The 14,197-nt window shown below is 72.8% G+C and carries 12 protein-coding genes; 9 read left to right on the top strand and 3 right to left on the bottom strand.

All coding sequences use genetic code 11. The features are described 5' to 3' along the window. Positions 1-207: 207 nt before the first annotated feature. Positions 208-1,596 (bottom strand): MFS transporter, encoded by a 1,389-nt coding sequence (locus tag ACIGJO_RS20030; protein WP_399959727.1) that lies wholly within the window; start codon positions 1,594-1,596, stop codon positions 208-210. An 84-nt stretch (positions 1,597-1,680) separates the two neighbouring features. Between ACIGJO_RS20030 and ACIGJO_RS20025 the strand changes: the two genes are divergently transcribed. The 3 genes from ACIGJO_RS20025 (at position 1,681) to ACIGJO_RS20015 (ending at position 4,811) form a co-directional block, all read left to right on the top strand. Next, positions 1,681-2,667, top strand: a complete 987-nt coding sequence (locus ACIGJO_RS20025) for a LysR family transcriptional regulator (RefSeq protein WP_399959724.1) — start codon at positions 1,681-1,683, stop codon at positions 2,665-2,667. Between the two features lie 267 nt (positions 2,668-2,934). Then, positions 2,935-4,077 (top strand): uroporphyrinogen-III synthase, encoded by a 1,143-nt coding sequence (locus tag ACIGJO_RS20020; RefSeq protein WP_399959722.1) that lies wholly within the window; start codon positions 2,935-2,937, stop codon positions 4,075-4,077. A 170-nt stretch (positions 4,078-4,247) separates the two neighbouring features. Next, positions 4,248-4,811 (top strand): GNAT family N-acetyltransferase, encoded by a 564-nt coding sequence (locus tag ACIGJO_RS20015; protein ID WP_399959720.1) that lies wholly within the window; start codon positions 4,248-4,250, stop codon positions 4,809-4,811. On the opposite strand, the gene ACIGJO_RS20010 is transcribed toward ACIGJO_RS20015, so the two are convergent. Beyond that, positions 4,744-5,364: a GNAT family N-acetyltransferase gene (locus ACIGJO_RS20010; protein ID WP_266931530.1), complete on the bottom strand. Its 621-nt coding sequence runs from the start codon at positions 5,362-5,364 to the stop codon at positions 4,744-4,746. The genes ACIGJO_RS20015 and ACIGJO_RS20010 overlap by 68 nt on opposite strands. A gap of 124 nt (positions 5,365-5,488) precedes the next feature. Here ACIGJO_RS20010 and ACIGJO_RS20005 point away from each other — a divergent pair, with 124 nt between their 5' ends. The 4 genes from ACIGJO_RS20005 to ACIGJO_RS19990 all read left to right on the top strand — a co-directional run bounded on the left by ACIGJO_RS20005 (position 5,489) and on the right by ACIGJO_RS19990 (position 11,168). After that, complete coding sequence (locus tag ACIGJO_RS20005; protein ID WP_399959718.1) at positions 5,489-6,118, top strand: CGNR zinc finger domain-containing protein; 630 nt, start codon at positions 5,489-5,491, stop codon at positions 6,116-6,118. A gap of 137 nt (positions 6,119-6,255) precedes the next feature. Then, positions 6,256-8,631 (top strand): HelD family protein, encoded by a 2,376-nt coding sequence (locus tag ACIGJO_RS20000; protein WP_399959716.1) that lies wholly within the window; start codon positions 6,256-6,258, stop codon positions 8,629-8,631. 433 nt (positions 8,632-9,064) lie between these two features. Beyond that, positions 9,065-10,501 carry an NAD-dependent malic enzyme gene (locus tag ACIGJO_RS19995; protein WP_399959714.1) on the top strand — a complete coding sequence of 479 codons (1,437 nt, stop codon included), beginning with the start codon at positions 9,065-9,067 and terminating at the stop codon, positions 10,499-10,501. 385 nt (positions 10,502-10,886) lie between these two features. Continuing rightward, a complete protein-coding gene (locus ACIGJO_RS19990) occupies positions 10,887-11,168 on the top strand; it encodes an HU family DNA-binding protein (protein ID WP_003968811.1) in 282 nt (93 codons plus the stop codon). A 441-nt stretch (positions 11,169-11,609) separates the two neighbouring features. Here the strand turns inward: ACIGJO_RS19990 and murA are convergent, their stop codons facing one another. Then, the gene (murA, locus tag ACIGJO_RS19985) at positions 11,610-12,950 is read right to left on the bottom strand and encodes a UDP-N-acetylglucosamine 1-carboxyvinyltransferase (protein ID WP_365549551.1); all 1,341 of its coding nucleotides are present in this window, start codon (positions 12,948-12,950) and stop codon (positions 11,610-11,612) included. Between the two features lie 274 nt (positions 12,951-13,224). Between murA and ACIGJO_RS19980 the strand changes: the two genes are divergently transcribed. Beyond that, complete coding sequence (locus tag ACIGJO_RS19980) at positions 13,225-13,785, top strand: YqgE/AlgH family protein (RefSeq protein WP_266931523.1); 561 nt, start codon at positions 13,225-13,227, stop codon at positions 13,783-13,785. A 30-nt stretch (positions 13,786-13,815) separates the two neighbouring features. Further along, positions 13,816-14,109, top strand: a complete 294-nt coding sequence (locus tag ACIGJO_RS19975; protein WP_072484142.1) for a DUF3039 domain-containing protein — start codon at positions 13,816-13,818, stop codon at positions 14,107-14,109. Positions 14,110-14,197 lie beyond the last annotated feature (88 nt).

Here is a 14,197-nt window from a genome sequence, read left to right as displayed (position 1 = left end):
GCACCGAACTCCACGACGCCTTCGTCTCCCTCGCCTGCAGCCTCATCTGCTGGAGACGCCTCAAGAAGTCCCGCTCATGATCGTGTTACGAGCTCTTAGGTCGTCGCCGAGGGGGCGCCCGCGGAACTGATCACCGAGAACCGGTCGAGGAGGTGTTCGGGCCGCCCTGCCGGATCATCGAGGACCCGGTCTCGCACAGCCCGCTGGTCATTCCGCTCGGCGGGTACGCCGCACAGCCGTCCCCGCCGCGATGACCAGCGCCAGTCCCGCCGCGCACACCGGCGCCGCGTAACCGGTCACCGTCCCGGCGTGCTCCACCAGCCAGCCGCCGGCCGCGGCCCCCGCCCCGATGCCGCCCAGCAGTGCGGTGACCGCGAGCGTCATGCCCTCGTTCAGCCGCGCCTCGGGCGTGAGGCGCTGGACCACGGTCATACCGGTGACCATCGTGGGCGCCGTCGCCGCGCCCGCCAGCAGCAGGCAGAGGGCGAGAACGGGCAGGGAACCGGTTGTGGAGGCGGCCAGCAGCGGCAGTGACATCAGCGCCGTCATGCACGCGAGGCAGACCAGCAGCCGGCGGCCGATGTCCGGGGCGGGCCGCAGCGATCCGTACAGCAGCCCGGCCACGCAGGAGCCGCCCGCCTGGAGGGCGAGGATCGCGCCCCCGGCGTGCGCGATCGAGACGACCTCCATGGTCCCGAACACCGCGCCGGTGGCGAGGAAGACGGCGAGCAGGGCGGGCATGCCGGGGGTGCGGAGCGGGGAGACCGCCCGCGTACGGGCGGCGACCGGCGGTTCGGTCGAGCGCTGGGCGGCGAAGACCAGCATGCCGGTCATCAGCAGGACCGCCCCGACGAGCGTTCCCGCCTCGGGGAACAGCGCGGCGCACAGGGTCGCGGCGACGACCGGGCCCAGCATGTAGCAGAGTTCGTCGACGGCCTGCTCGAAGGAGTTCGCGGTGTGCAGGGCCGCCGGATCGCCCCGGTGCAGATACGCCCAGCGGGCCCGGGACATGCCGCCGGTGTTCGGGGTGGTCGCGGTCGCGGCGTACGCGGCGAAGAGTGTCCAGGCCGGGGCGCCGCGGTGCACACAGAGCAGGAGGGCCAGGGAGCCGAGCACGGCGATCGCGGTGGCGGGCACGGCGATCCGGGCCTGGCCGTAGCGGTCCACGAGCCGTGCGGTCCATGGGGCGACCAGGGCCGTCGCGGCCAGCCCGGTCGCGGTCACGGCTCCGGCCAGGGCGTACGAACCGTAGGACCCGGCGATCATGATGACCGCGCTGACGCTGAACATCCCCTGGGGGAACCGGGCGATGAGGTTGCCCGCCGTGAAGGCCCGCGCGCCCGGGGTGGCGAGCAGCCGGCGATACGGGTAGGCGGCGGGAGCAGGCGGCGCGGCGGTCTCCTTCCCGTGCGGCCGCGGTACGGACTTCCCTCCGGGCCTCCGCGGAACGGCCGCCCCGGTGGGGCGCGGTACGGCCGCCCCGGCAGGTTCCCCCGGCGTGACCGGTGTCCGCGGGGCGATGATCAGCAGGTCGCCGCAGACGGTGTGCAGCGGGCCCGCGGCGCGGGGCCCGGGGGCGGCGGAGGGCATCGGCATACGGCAAGCCTCACGGCCCCCGGCCCGTACGGTCCAACACCTGTTCCGCACCGACTCACGCACCCGTGTTGTAAATTCTGCGGCGTGACCACGCCCGACACCGACCCCCGTCTCCTGCGCGCCTTCCTCGCCGTGGCCGAGGAACTGCACTTCACCCGCGCCGCCGCCCGGCTCTTCCTCGCCCAGCAGGCCCTGAGCAGGGACATCCGCCGTCTGGAGCGCGGGCTCGGCACGGAACTGTTCGTCCGGACCACCCGCCGGGTGTCGCTCACCCCGGACGGCGAACGCCTCCTCCCGTACGCCCGGCGGGTGCTCGACGCACACGCCGAACTGGCCGGAGCCTTCGCCGATCCGGCCGCCCGGCCGCTGCTCGTCGACCTCAACACCGACGGCATGACCGCCGCCCGGGTCCTGGCCCGCGCGCGGGAACTGGCCCCGGAGTGCGAGCTGATGGCGCGCTTCGAGTCCGGGCTGACCCGGGCGGCCGACGAGATCCTCGCGGGCCGCCTCGACGTCTCCTTCGGGCGGGCCGCCGGGCTCGACCCCGCGGTGCGCGGCGGGCTCCACGTACAGCCCGTGCGGTACGAGCCGATGGCCGTCCTGCTCCCGTCCGCCCACCCGCTCGCCGGGCGGGAGACGGTCGCGCTGGACGAACTGGCCGGGGAGACCGTGTACGCCGGGGCCGGCAACGAACGCACCCGGGAGTGGACGGCCCTGGCCGCCCTGCTGTTCGCCGAGTACGGCATCGAGCTGGCCCCGCCCACGCCGCTCGCCGTCGGAGCGGCCGAATTCCAGCGGGTGATGGCCAAGGCGGGGAATCCGGTACTCGCCGTCGTCGGCTTCCCGCCCCTGCCGGGGACCGTGCTGCGCCCGCTCACCCGGCCCGTACCGCTTTCCGCGCTGATGCTGGTCTGGCGCAAGGGTCTGCGCCATCCGGGACTCGACGCCCTGCGCGCGGCGGCCGGTCAGCTCGCCGCGTCCGAGGGATGGATGGAGAGGCCTCCCCACGGCTGGCTGCCCGAGGGCGACGCGGCACTGATGCGCCAACCCCCGCCGGCCACCGGACACTGAACCGGCTCCCGGCCTGGCCGGGCCGCCTCGCTCACCTTTTCTACGCCGTCTGTTCCGTCCTCACCCGGGCGGTATACCTTCGCCGCACCGCCGCCGTGTCCGCGAAGCCCCGGCTCGGCTACGCGGAGGTGTGAGGACGACGGCCGGGCGTCGAGCGACGTAACGGGCGGGAAATACGGGCGAACCGAGGACGACACGCGGGGTTGGCAGTCTCGCTCCTCCGCACCACCGAGCAGCAGCGGGACCACGAGAGCCGGGTATCACGCCATGCAGGACGACGACGCAACGCACGGGCCCCTCGCGGGCTTCACGGTCGGGGTGACCGCCGCCCGCCGGGCCGAGGAACTCGGCACCCTCCTCAAGCGCAGGGGCGCCGCCGTCATGCATGCCCCCGCCCTGCGCATCGTGCCGCTCGCGGACGACCGTGAACTCCTCACCGCCACCGAGGAATTGATCGAGCACGCCCCCGATGTCGTGGTCGCCACCACGGCGATCGGCTTCCGGGGCTGGGTGGAGGCCGCGGACGGCTGGGGGATCGGCGACCGGCTCCTGGACCGGCTGCGCGGGGCCGAACTGCTGGCCCGCGGCCCCAAGGTCAAGGGCGCCATCAGGGCGGCCGGGCTGACCGAGACCTGGTCGCCCGGCTCCGAGTCCATGGCCGAAGTGCTCGACCGGCTCCTCGGCGAGGGCGTCGAGGGGCGCCGTATCGCCCTCCAGCTGCACGGCGAACCGCTGCCCGGTTTCGTCGAGTCGCTCCGGGCGGGCGGCGCCGAAGTCGTCGGCGTACCCGTCTACCGCTGGATGCCCCCGCAGGACATCGCCCCGCTCGACCGGATGCTCGATGTCACGGCGGCCCGGGGCCTGGACGCGGTCACCTTCACCAGCGCCCCCGCCGCCGCCTCGTTCCTGAACCGCGCCGAGGAGCGCGGTCTGCTCCCGGAGGTCCTGGGCGCCCTGCACGACGACGTCCTGGTGGCCTGCGTCGGCCCGGTCACCGCGCTTCCCCTCCAGGCCCGGGGCATCGGCACGCTCCAGCCGGAGCGCTTCCGGCTCGGCCCCCTCGTCCAGGTGCTCTGCGCCCGGCTCCCGGGCACCGTCCGCACCCTGCCGGTCGCCGGACACCGCGTCGAGATCCGCGGCCACGCCGTGCTCGTCGACGACGAGCTGCGCCCGGTGGCGCCCGCGGGCATGGCCCTGCTGCACGCGCTGGCCCGCCGGCCGGGCTGGGTGGTGGCCCGTGCAGACCTGCTGCGGGCGCTGCCCGGCAGCGGCTCCGACGAGCACGCGGTGGAGACGGCGATGGCCCGGCTGCGTGCCGCGCTCGGTGTGCCCCGGCTGATCCAGACGGTCGTCAAGCGCGGCTACCGGCTGGCGCTGGACCCGTCGGCGGACACCGAGTACGCGGGGTAGGGCGCGGGAGTACGGCGGGCGCGCGCACGGCGGTTCCGGGGCGCGAGGACCGGCGTACGAGGACCGGGGTACGGGAGCCGGGGCGCGGGCCACCGGGGACAGGCGACCGCACCGGAATCAGGCCCACCGCACCGGCACCCGACGCCCCGGCCCCGGGATAACGTAATCCGATGATCCACGACAGCCACCCCGTCGCCCAGGACGTGACTCTGCGGCCTGCGGCCCTCACCGACGCCCACTCGCTGGCCGCCGTACTCGTCCGCAACCGCGCCTACATGGCTCCCTGGGAGCCCATCCGCACCGAGGCCTTCTACACCCCCGAGGGGCAGGCCGTACGCCTCACCTCGATGCTGGTCGAGCGGAACGCGGGGCGCTCCATGCCCTGGGTGCTGGCCGACGGGGAGGACCGGGCGATCGGCGCCGTCACGTTCAACAGCATCGTGCGGGGACCGCTCCGCAGCGCCGGCCTCGGCTACTGGGTCGACGCCGACCGGGCGGGCCAGGGGCTCACGACCGCCGCCGTCCGTGTCGTCTGCGACATCGCCCGGGACGAGCTGGGGCTGCACCGGGTCTCGGCGGGGACCGCCCTCGACAACGTGGCCTCCCAGCGCGTGCTCGCCAAGTGCGGCTTCGAGCACATCGGCACCGCCCCGTGCTATCTCCACATCAACGGGGAGTGGCGCGACCACCGGCTGTTCCAGCGGATTCTGCACAACGACCCGCCGCGGGACTGACCCCCGCCCCCGGGGCGTGGCGGACGTGGAGATGGCGGCCCTGGAGATGGTCCGGGGGCAGCGCGGGCAGGATCCCGGCGAGCGCGTAGCCGCACTTCTCCGCCACCCGGCACGAGGCCTCGTTGTCCACGTGGTGCAGCAGTTCCAGCCGGGCCGGCGCCCGTGCGCCGAGACCCAGGAACGCCCAGTCGGTGAGCGCCCCGAGCGCTCGGGGGGCCACGCCCCGGCCCCGGGCCGCCGCCGTCGTCCAGTAGCCGACCTCCGCCCGGTCCGAGGCGGGGCCGGACCGCTTCAGCGCGAGATGGCCGACCAGTTCGCCGTCCCGCTGCGTGTCGGTCACCGCGAAACCGAACCGGTCGCCGGACTCCCACCCCGCGCGCTGTACGTCCAGCCAGCGGGCCGCCTCCTCGGCGTCCGCCACCTGTGAGCGGAGCCAGAGGCGCATCGCGGGATCGTCGTACGCGCGGACCAGCGCCGCGATGTCCCCGGGGCCCCAGGGGCGCATCAGCAGCGACCCCGCCGTGAGCGTGACGGCTCCCTGATCGTTCTCCATGGCCACCACCGTACGGCGGCCCCTCCCCGGCATGCCCCGCGGTGGCAGGGGTTCCGGCCCGGACCGGGGACGGGCACTCTGGGAGTGGCATCCCCACCGGTGACCTGGAGGCGGTGACAGGCGCATGGCTACGGGCGTGGGCAGGGGCACGGTTACGGGTACGGGTACGGGCGCGGGCCGACGGCGGTTCGACTCCGGCCGGGTCTGTCTCGACCTGGTCGCGACCGGGACGGTCACCTCGGGTGCGGGCGAACTGCTCGACGGCCCCGAGCGGCTGGCCGACTGGCTGGTGGCCGCCCGGCTGGTACCGGAAGGGACCGCGCTGACGGCCCTGGACGACAGCTGGGTGACCCGCTTCCGGCAGCTGAGGACCGGCGTCGACCGGCTGATGACCGCCGAGCTCTGCGGCCGGGGCGCCGACGCGGCCCTGGACCGGGTGAACGCGCTGGCGGCCGGGGCGCCGCCGGGACTGCGGGCCGTGCGGGGCCGCGGCGGCACTCTCGTACGGGCGCTGAACGCCGAACCCGACTGCGGGGCGCTGCTCGCCGCCGTGGCCAGGGACGCCGTCGAGCTGCTCACGGACCCGGCCGCGCGGGCGGTGCTGCGCCGCTGCGAGGGGGAGGCCTGCCGCCGCCTCTACCTGGACACCTCGCGCGGGAGGCGCCGGCGCTGGTGCTCCAGCGAGGTCTGCGGCAACCGGGAACGGGTCGCCAGACACCGGCGCCGGGCGGCCGCGGCCGCCACCGGCGCGTGACCCCACGGGGGGTGCGCGCCCCGCGCCCCGGCACGCGGAGGCACCGGCGCGCACTCGGCGCGCGGCCGACAGGTGCGCTCGGGCGCCCCTTCGCATAAGGTTGACGGCTGCCCAGTGCACGTCAGAAGGGGGCCTCGGTGGCCGCGCAGGATGCCGCTGTCGATTCGTTGCGGGACCGGGAAATCGGTGTCGAGCAAGAACATCTGGACCGGGTTTACCACCGCCTCGAAGAGAAGATCCACGAGGCGGAATTTCTCATGCACGACGCCGTCAAGCGCGGGCAGGTCGGCACGCCCGGCGCGCTCGCCGAGCGGGACGCCCAGGTCTTCCGGGCCGGCGTCCACCTCAACCGGCTGAACAGCGAGTTCGAGGACTTCCTCTTCGGACGGGTCGATCTGCTGCTCGGCAAGGACGGTGAACGCGGCCCGGACGGCGCGTACACCTCCGTCGAGCCCGCCGACGACGCCGTGCGCGAGGACGCCACCGCCGATATCGCGGAGACGCTCCACATCGGCCGCATCGGAGTCCTGGACTCCGACTACGCCCCGCTGGTGATCGACTGGCGTGCCCCGGCCGCCGCGCCGTTCTACCGCTCGACGCCGAAGGAACCGGGCCGGGTGGTACGCCGCCGGGTCATCCGCTCCAAGGGCCGCAGGGTCCTGGGGGTCGAGGACGACCTGATGCGGCCCGAACTGACCGCGTACCTGGACGGCGAGAAGCTGCCCGTGATCGGCGACGGTGCCCTGATGGCCGCGCTCGGCCAGGCCCGCAGCCACACCATGCGGGACATCGTCTCCTCCATCCAGGCCGAACAGGACCTGGTGATCCGGGCCCCCGCCGCCTCCGTCACGGAGGTCACCGGCGGGCCGGGCACCGGCAAGACCGCGGTCGCCCTGCACCGCGCGGCCTACCTGCTCTACCAGGACCGGCGGCGGTACGCGGGCGGCATCCTCATCGTCTCCCCGACCCCGCTCCTGGTCGCGTACACCGAAGGGGTGCTGCCCTCGCTCGGCGAGGAGGGCCAGGTCGCGATCCGCGCGGTCGGCTCGCTGTCCGACGAGGCGGCGGGCGTCGCCGGGGCCACCACGTACGACGAACCGGCCGTCGCCCGCGTCAAGGGTTCCTCCCGGATGCTCCAGGTGCTGCGCAAGGCCTCGCGCGGAGCCCTGGAGACCCCGGGCACCCGTTCGGCACCGCGCGAGGGCCAGCTCGCCTTCGGCGAGGAGGCGTCGGACGGCCCCGCCGCCACACCGACCCGGCTCCGGGTGGTCGCCTTCGGCGCCCGCGTCGAGCTGAACGCCGACGAGCTCCAGCGCATCCGGCACAACGTCCTGGGCGGCACCGCGCCGGTCAACCTGCTGCGCCCGCGCGCCCGCAAGCTGCTGCTGGACGCGCTCTGGAGCAAGTCCTCGGGCAAGGGCCGCTACACCGACCCCGAGCTGGTCGCCGAGTTGCGCTCGTCCTTCGACGAGGACGTCTCCACGGAGACCCCGTTCCTGGTCTTCCTGAACGCCTGGTGGCCCGAACTCACCCCGCGCGGGGTGCTCGCCGCGATGGCCGACGAGAAGCGGCTCGGCCGCTGGGCACGCCGGGTGCTCAACCAGGGGGAGGTGCGGCGGCTGGCCCGTTCGCTCAAGCGGCTCGACGCCGACGGGCAGGGCCCCCTGTCCGTGCACGACGTGGCGATCCTGGACGAGCTCCAGGCGCTGCTCGGCACCCCGCACCGGCCGAAGAAGAAGCGCGAGTACGACCCGCTGGACCAGCTCACCGGGCTGGAGGAGCTGATGCCGCAGCGCGAGGAGACCCAGCGCGAGCGGGCCGAGCGGCTGGCGGCGGAGCGCACCGAGTACGCGCACGTCATCGTCGACGAGGCACAGGACCTGACGCCCATGCAGTGGCGGATGGTCGGCCGCCGCGGCCGGCACGCGACCTGGACGATCGTCGGGGACCCGGCGCAGTCCTCCTGGTCCGACCCGGACGAGGCGGCGGCGGCCCGCGACGAGGCGCTCGGCAGCCGTCCGCGCCGGCGCTTCACCCTCACCGTCAACTACCGCAACCCGGCGGAGATCGCCGAGCTCGCGGCGAAGGTGCTGGCGCTCGCGATGCCCGGGACCCCGTCCCCGTCCGCCGTCCGCTCGACCGGCGTACAGCCCCGCTTCGAGACCGTGCGGGACGGCGATCTGGCCGCCGCCGTGCGCGAGGAGGCACGCCGGCTGCTCGCCGAGGTGGACGGCACGGTCGGTGTGGTGGTGGCGATGAACCGCCGCGCCCAGGCCCGCACCTGGCTCGCGGAGCTGGGGGAGCGGGTGGTGGCGCTGGGCAGCCTGGAGGCGAAGGGCCTGGAGTACGACGCCACGGTCGTGGTCTCGCCCGCCGAGATCGCCGACGAGTCCCCGGCCGGGCTGCGGGTGCTGTATGTGGCGCTGACCCGTGCGACCCAGCAGCTCACCGTGGTCTCGGGGGAGCGGGACATGCCGGACGAGGACGGTGTTCCGGACCTGCTGCGGGACTGAGAAGGGCGGTCCGGGGCCGACCCGGGCAGAACGGGTGGGCGGGAACGATTCGATTCCGGGTCAACCCGCCGTTGGGGAATCACTTCTCGGGGGTGTTTGTTAGCCTGGTGTCGGCACCGGCTCGATCCAAGCCCCCGGGCCCAACCTTCGTCGCTACGAGCGACCACTTGCCGCGAGGCGAGCATGGCGGGTCGGTGCCGCTCAACCGAAAAAGACAGGCCCGCGTCACCTGATGGTGGCGCGGGCCTGTTCTTGTGAGGGGGGCGGCAGGGGTTCCGCCGGAACGGTGATTTCTCGTATGGTGGAAAAAACTTTCCGAAACGTGGCACTCATTACCGGCTACCGGTCGGTAGGTGCGACGATCGGGAAGCGTGTACGGGGCGATTGCCCCGGCCGCGTAGCAATGAAGCTAAGGAAAGCGAAGGACTCGGCCATGGCAACGGCGCCCAGCGTCTCGTACTCGATGACGGTCAGGCTGGAGGTGCCCGCGAGCGGCACAGCAGTCTCCCAGCTCACCACGGCCGTGGAGTCCTCCGGGGGTTCCGTCACCGGCCTCGATGTGACCGCTTCCGGCCACGAGAAGCTGCGGATCGATGTCACCATCGCGGCCTCCTCCACCTCGCACGCGGACGAGATCGTCGAAGGTCTGCGCGACATCGAGGGCGTCGTGCTCGGCAAGGTCTCCGACCGTACGTTCCTGATGCACCTCGGCGGCAAGATCGAGATGGCGTCCAAGCACCCCATCCGCAACCGTGACGACCTCTCGATGATCTACACCCCGGGTGTCGCCCGGGTCTGCATGGCGATCGCCGAGAATCCCGAGGACGCCCGCCGCCTCACCATCAAGCGCAACTCCGTCGCAGTTGTGACGGACGGCTCCGCCGTGCTCGGCCTCGGCAACATCGGCCCGATGGCCGCACTGCCGGTGATGGAGGGCAAGGCGGCCCTCTTCAAGCGCTTCGCCGGCATCGACGCCTGGCCGATCTGCCTGGACACCCAGGACACCGACGCCATCGTCGAGATCGTCAAGGCGATCGCCCCGGGCTTCGCGGGCATCAACCTGGAGGACATCTCCGCACCCCGCTGCTTCGAGATCGAGGCGCGGCTGCGCGAGGCCCTGGACATCCCCGTCTTCCACGACGACCAGCACGGAACCGCGATCGTCGTCCTGGCCGCGCTGACCAACGCCCTGCGCGTGGTGGGCAAGGACATCGGCGACGTACGGGTCGTCATGTCCGGTGCCGGAGCCGCCGGTACGGCCATCCTGAAGCTGCTCATCGCCGCGGGCGTCAAGCACGCGGTCGTCGCCGACATCCACGGCGTGGTGCACGCGGGACGCACGGACCTGGTCCCCGCCGACCCCGATTCGCCGCTGCGCTGGATCGCCGACAACACCAACCCGGAGGGCGTCACCGGCACGCTCAAGGAGGCCGTCGTCGGCGCCGACGTCTTCATCGGTGTCTCCGCTCCGAACGTCCTGAACGGCGACGATGTCGCGGCGATGGCGGACGGCGCGATCGTCTTCGCGCTCGCGAACCCGGACCCCGAGGTGGACCCGGCGGTCGCCCGCCGGACGGCGGCGGTCGTCGCCACCGGCCGTTCCGACTTCCCCAACCAGATCAACAACGTGCTGGTCTTCCCGGGTGTCTTCCGCGGCCTGCTGGACGCCCAGTCCCGCACCGTCAACACGGAGATGATGCTCGCCGCGGCCGGCGCCCTGGCCGATGTCGTCGCCGAGGACGAGGTGAACGCGAACTACATCATCCCGTCGGTCTTCAACGACAAGGTCGCGGGAGCCGTCGCGGGCGCGGTCCGGGCCGCCGCGAAGGCCGCCGGAGCCGACGGGGCGACCCCGGCCGTCCAGGCGTAGCACCTTTTCGCAGGACTTTTCCGCGGGAGCCGGTCACGGTTCCCGCGGAGAGTGCCGTACCTCACGCGGGCCGCCGTACGGCGCGTCGTGGGTCGCGGCGCCCCAAACGCCCCTTTAGGGTGGGCGGGCAGCGGGCCCCGCAGGCCCGGCATCCGCTGCGGACCGCTCAGGCCAGTCGACGGAACGTCACCACGAGCAAACCGTGGCGCTTTTCGTGTGACCCCGGAGGGTTCCGGATTGGCTTTCCCGCCGCAGGTGGGGGCAGGATGCGTAATCGGGCGCGAGGGTCTGACATCAGACCCGGGTCCGGGGACTGTCAGAGGGCCCTGGCAGCATCGGCTTCGATCTCACGCCTCACAGGCAAGAAGAACACGGGAGTAACAACATGAACCGCAGTGAGCTGGTGGCCGCCCTGGCCGACCGCGCCGAGGTGACTCGCAAGGACGCCGACGCCGTGCTGGCCGCGCTCGCCGAGACCGTCGGTGAGATCGTCGCCAAGGGCGACGAGAAGGTCACCATCCCCGGCTTCCTGACCTTCGAGCGCACCCACCGTGCCGCTCGCACCGCTCGTAACCCGCAGACCGGCGACCCGATCAACATCCCGGCCGGCTACAGCGTGAAGGTCTCCGCGGGCTCCAAGCTCAAGGAAGCCGCCAAGGGCAAGTAAGTCTTCTCGGGCCCGTCGTCGCACGACGGGCCCCGTGGACGCGAGAAGGGCGGCCACCCCGACCGGGGTGGCCGCCCTTCGGCGTGTCATGTGGTGCCCGCACGGGCTCCGGCCGCCGCCGGGCGGGGGCGAGGGACCGCAATGGCCTGTACGGGCCTGTACGTGGCGTCCAGCGGGGCTGTAGGCCCCGGCCCGGGACACCGCGACGGGCTGTCCCGCACGCGACGGCCCGTCGCACCGCACACGACAGCCCGCCGGCCCGGCCCCGGACACGGGGCGGAGCGGCGGGCTGCGGTGGACGGCCGTGCCGTACGGCGGCCGTCCGGGTACGGCCGCACAGGCGTACGGGTGTGCGAGCTGCGCAATGCTGTGTGTGGCAGCACTGTGCGGGCGGGCCGGCCCGGGGCCTGCCCCGGGGGTCACCCCGGTGTCGTCCGTGCGTCAGACGAGCGAGCCGCCGGGCAGTTCGACCTTCGCGCCGAGCTTCTCCAGCTTCTCCATGAAGTTCTCGTAGCCGCGGTTGATCAGGTCGATGCCGTGCACCCGGGACGTGCCCTGGGCCGCCAGCGCGGCGATCAGGTACGAGAACCCGCCACGCAGGTCGGGGATGACCAGATCCGCGCCCTGGAGCTTCGTCGGCCCGGAGACGACCGCCGAGTGCAGGAAATTGCGCTGGCCGAAGCGGCAGTCGGAGCCGCCCAGGCACTCGCGGTAGAGCTGGATGTGCGCACCCATCTGGTTGAGCGCCGAGGTGAACCCGAGCCGGGACTCGTACACCGTCTCGTGGACGATGGACAGGCCCGCGGCCTGCGTCAGCGCCACCACCAGGGGCTGCTGCCAGTCGGTCTGGAAGCCGGGGTGCACGTCCGTCTCCAGCGCGATGGCGTTCAGCGCGCCGCCGGGGTGCCAGAAGCGGATGCCCTCGTCGTCGATCTCGAACGCCCCGCCGACCCGGCGGAAGGTGTTGAGGAAGGTCATCATCGAGCGCTGCTGGGCGCCGCGCACATAGATGTTGCCCTCGGTCGCCAGCGCGGCGGACGCCCAGGAGGCGGCCTCCAGGCGGTCCGGGATCGCCCGGTGCGTATAGCCGTCGAGCCGGTCGACACCCGTGATCCGGATCGTCCGGTCGGTGTCCACGGAGATGATCGCGCCCATCTTCTGCAGTACGCAGATGAGGTCCTCGATCTCCGGCTCCACGGCCGCGTTGGACAGCTCGGTGACGCCCTCGGCGAGCACCGCCGTCAGCAGCACCTGCTCGGTGGAGCCGACCGACGGGTAGGGCAGCCGGATCTTCGTGCCGCGCAGGCGCTGCGGGGCCTCCAGGTACTGGCCGTCCGCCCGCTTCTCGATGGTCGCGCCGAACTGGCGCAGCACCTCGAAGTGGAAGTCGATCGGCCGGCCGCCGATGTCGCAGCCGCCGAGGCCCGGGATGAAGGCGTGGCCCAGCCGGTGCAGCAGCGGGCCGCAGAAGAGGATCGGAATGCGCGACGAGCCGGCGTGGGCGTCGATGTCGGCGACGTTCGCGCTCTCGACGTGCGACGGGTCGAGAATCAGTTCGCCCGGTTCGTCACCGGGGCGCACGGTCACACCGTGCAGCTGGAGAAGTCCCCGGACCACCCGTACGTCACGGATGTCGGGCACGTTGCGGAGTCGGCTGGGACCGCTGCCGAGCAGCGCGGCGACCATTGCCTTCGGCACCAGGTTCTTGGCGCCTCGGACGCGGATCTCGCCCTCCAGCGGGGTTCCGCCGTGGACAAGCAGGACATCGTCTGTGCCGGTCATGAATCTCGCGTTCCGGAGTGGTCGGGCGGGGGGCCAACGAAAAGGGTAATGGCCTCTTACCCCCATTCCGTAAGGCAAAGGGGGGTGTACGAACGTCATGAATCCGCCACAACACGCTCCGCGCCCCCGCACGTGCGGAGGGTCACCGTCCGGAACGCCCGCCCGTGGTGCGCTCCCCGTGCATCCGTGCGCCCTGAGCTGCGCTCGCTCGGCCCGGGCGGGCCGTGGCGCCATCCGGTGTCCACCGGGGCCGAAGATGCGGGATCATTTCTCCATGACCGAGGTGTCCTCGCTCACAGGGCGACTGCTCGTGGCCACACCCGCACTGGCGGACCCGAATTTCGACCGGGCGGTGGTGCTTCTTCTCGACCACGACGAGGAGGGTTCGCTCGGCGTTGTCCTGAACCGCCCGACCCCGGTCGGCGTCGGCGACATCCTCGCGTCCTGGGCCGGTCTGACGGGGGAGCCCGATGTGGTCTTCCAGGGCGGCCCCGTCTCGCTGGACTCCGCCCTCGGTGTGGCGGTGATCCCCGGGGACGAGGGCCCGCTCGGCTGGCGCCGGGTGCACGGCGCGATCGGCCTGGTGGACCTGGAGGCGCCGCCCGAGCTGCTGGCCGCGGCGCTGGGCTCGCTGCGGATCTTCGCCGGGTACGCCGGATGGGGGCCGGGCCAGCTGGAGACGGAGCTGACGGACGGCGCCTGGTACGTGGTCGAGTCGGAGCCGGGCGATGTCTCCTCGCCGCGCCCGGAGAACCTCTGGCGGGCGGTCCTGCGCCGCCAGCGCAGTGAGCTGGCGATGATCGCGACGTATCCGGACGACCCTTCGCTCAACTGACTCGCGCGGCTTTCAGTACCCTTGGCGGTTATGAGCACTCTTGAGCCCGAGCGCGGGGCAGGTACGGGGACCCTCGTAGAGCCGACGCCGCAGGTGTCGAACGGCGACGGCGACCACGAGCGCTACGCCCATTACGTCCAGAAGGACAAGATCATGGCGAGCGCCCTGGAGGGCACTCCCGTGGTGGCACTGTGCGGCAAGGTCTGGGTACCGGGGCGTGACCCCAAGAAGTATCCGGTCTGTCCCATGTGCAAGGAGATCTACGAGTCCATGGGCGCCGGCGGCGACAAGGACAAGGGCAAGGGCGGCAAGGACAAGAAGTAGTCCTCACTCCCGGACACCCTCCAGAAGATGCCCCCGGGGTGCGCAGAGATGCGCGCCCCGGGGGCTTTTCGTATGCCTCGCAGCCTCG

The organism is Streptomyces sp. NPDC079020 (assembly GCF_044542225.1).
In the GTDB taxonomy this organism is placed as follows: domain Bacteria; phylum Actinomycetota; class Actinomycetes; order Streptomycetales; family Streptomycetaceae; genus Streptomyces.
Note: the sequence above shows the minus strand (reverse complement) of the source record. Positions and strands in the feature narration are given on the sequence as shown.

Bases quoted from the DNA above. Each gene is read 5' to 3' on its own strand.
- ACIGJO_RS20030 (WP_399959727.1), bottom strand. From the start codon at position 1,596: ATGCCGATGCCCTCCGCCGCCCCCGGGCCCCGCGCCGCGGGCCCGCTG.
- ACIGJO_RS20020 (WP_399959722.1), top strand. From the start codon at position 2,935: ATGCAGGACGACGACGCAACGCACGGGCCCCTCGCGGGCTTCACGGTC.
- ACIGJO_RS20015 (WP_399959720.1), top strand. From the start codon at position 4,248: ATGATCCACGACAGCCACCCCGTCGCCCAGGACGTGACTCTGCGGCCT.
- ACIGJO_RS20010 (WP_266931530.1), bottom strand. From the start codon at position 5,364: ATGGAGAACGATCAGGGAGCCGTCACGCTCACGGCGGGGTCGCTGCTG.
- ACIGJO_RS20005 (WP_399959718.1), top strand. From the start codon at position 5,489: ATGGCTACGGGCGTGGGCAGGGGCACGGTTACGGGTACGGGTACGGGC.
- ACIGJO_RS19995 (WP_399959714.1), top strand. From the start codon at position 9,065: ATGGCAACGGCGCCCAGCGTCTCGTACTCGATGACGGTCAGGCTGGAG.
- ACIGJO_RS19990 (WP_003968811.1), top strand. From the start codon at position 10,887: ATGAACCGCAGTGAGCTGGTGGCCGCCCTGGCCGACCGCGCCGAGGTG.
- murA (WP_365549551.1), bottom strand. From the start codon at position 12,950: ATGACCGGCACAGACGATGTCCTGCTTGTCCACGGCGGAACCCCGCTG.
- ACIGJO_RS19980 (WP_266931523.1), top strand. From the start codon at position 13,225: ATGACCGAGGTGTCCTCGCTCACAGGGCGACTGCTCGTGGCCACACCC.
- ACIGJO_RS19975 (WP_072484142.1), top strand. From the start codon at position 13,816: ATGAGCACTCTTGAGCCCGAGCGCGGGGCAGGTACGGGGACCCTCGTA.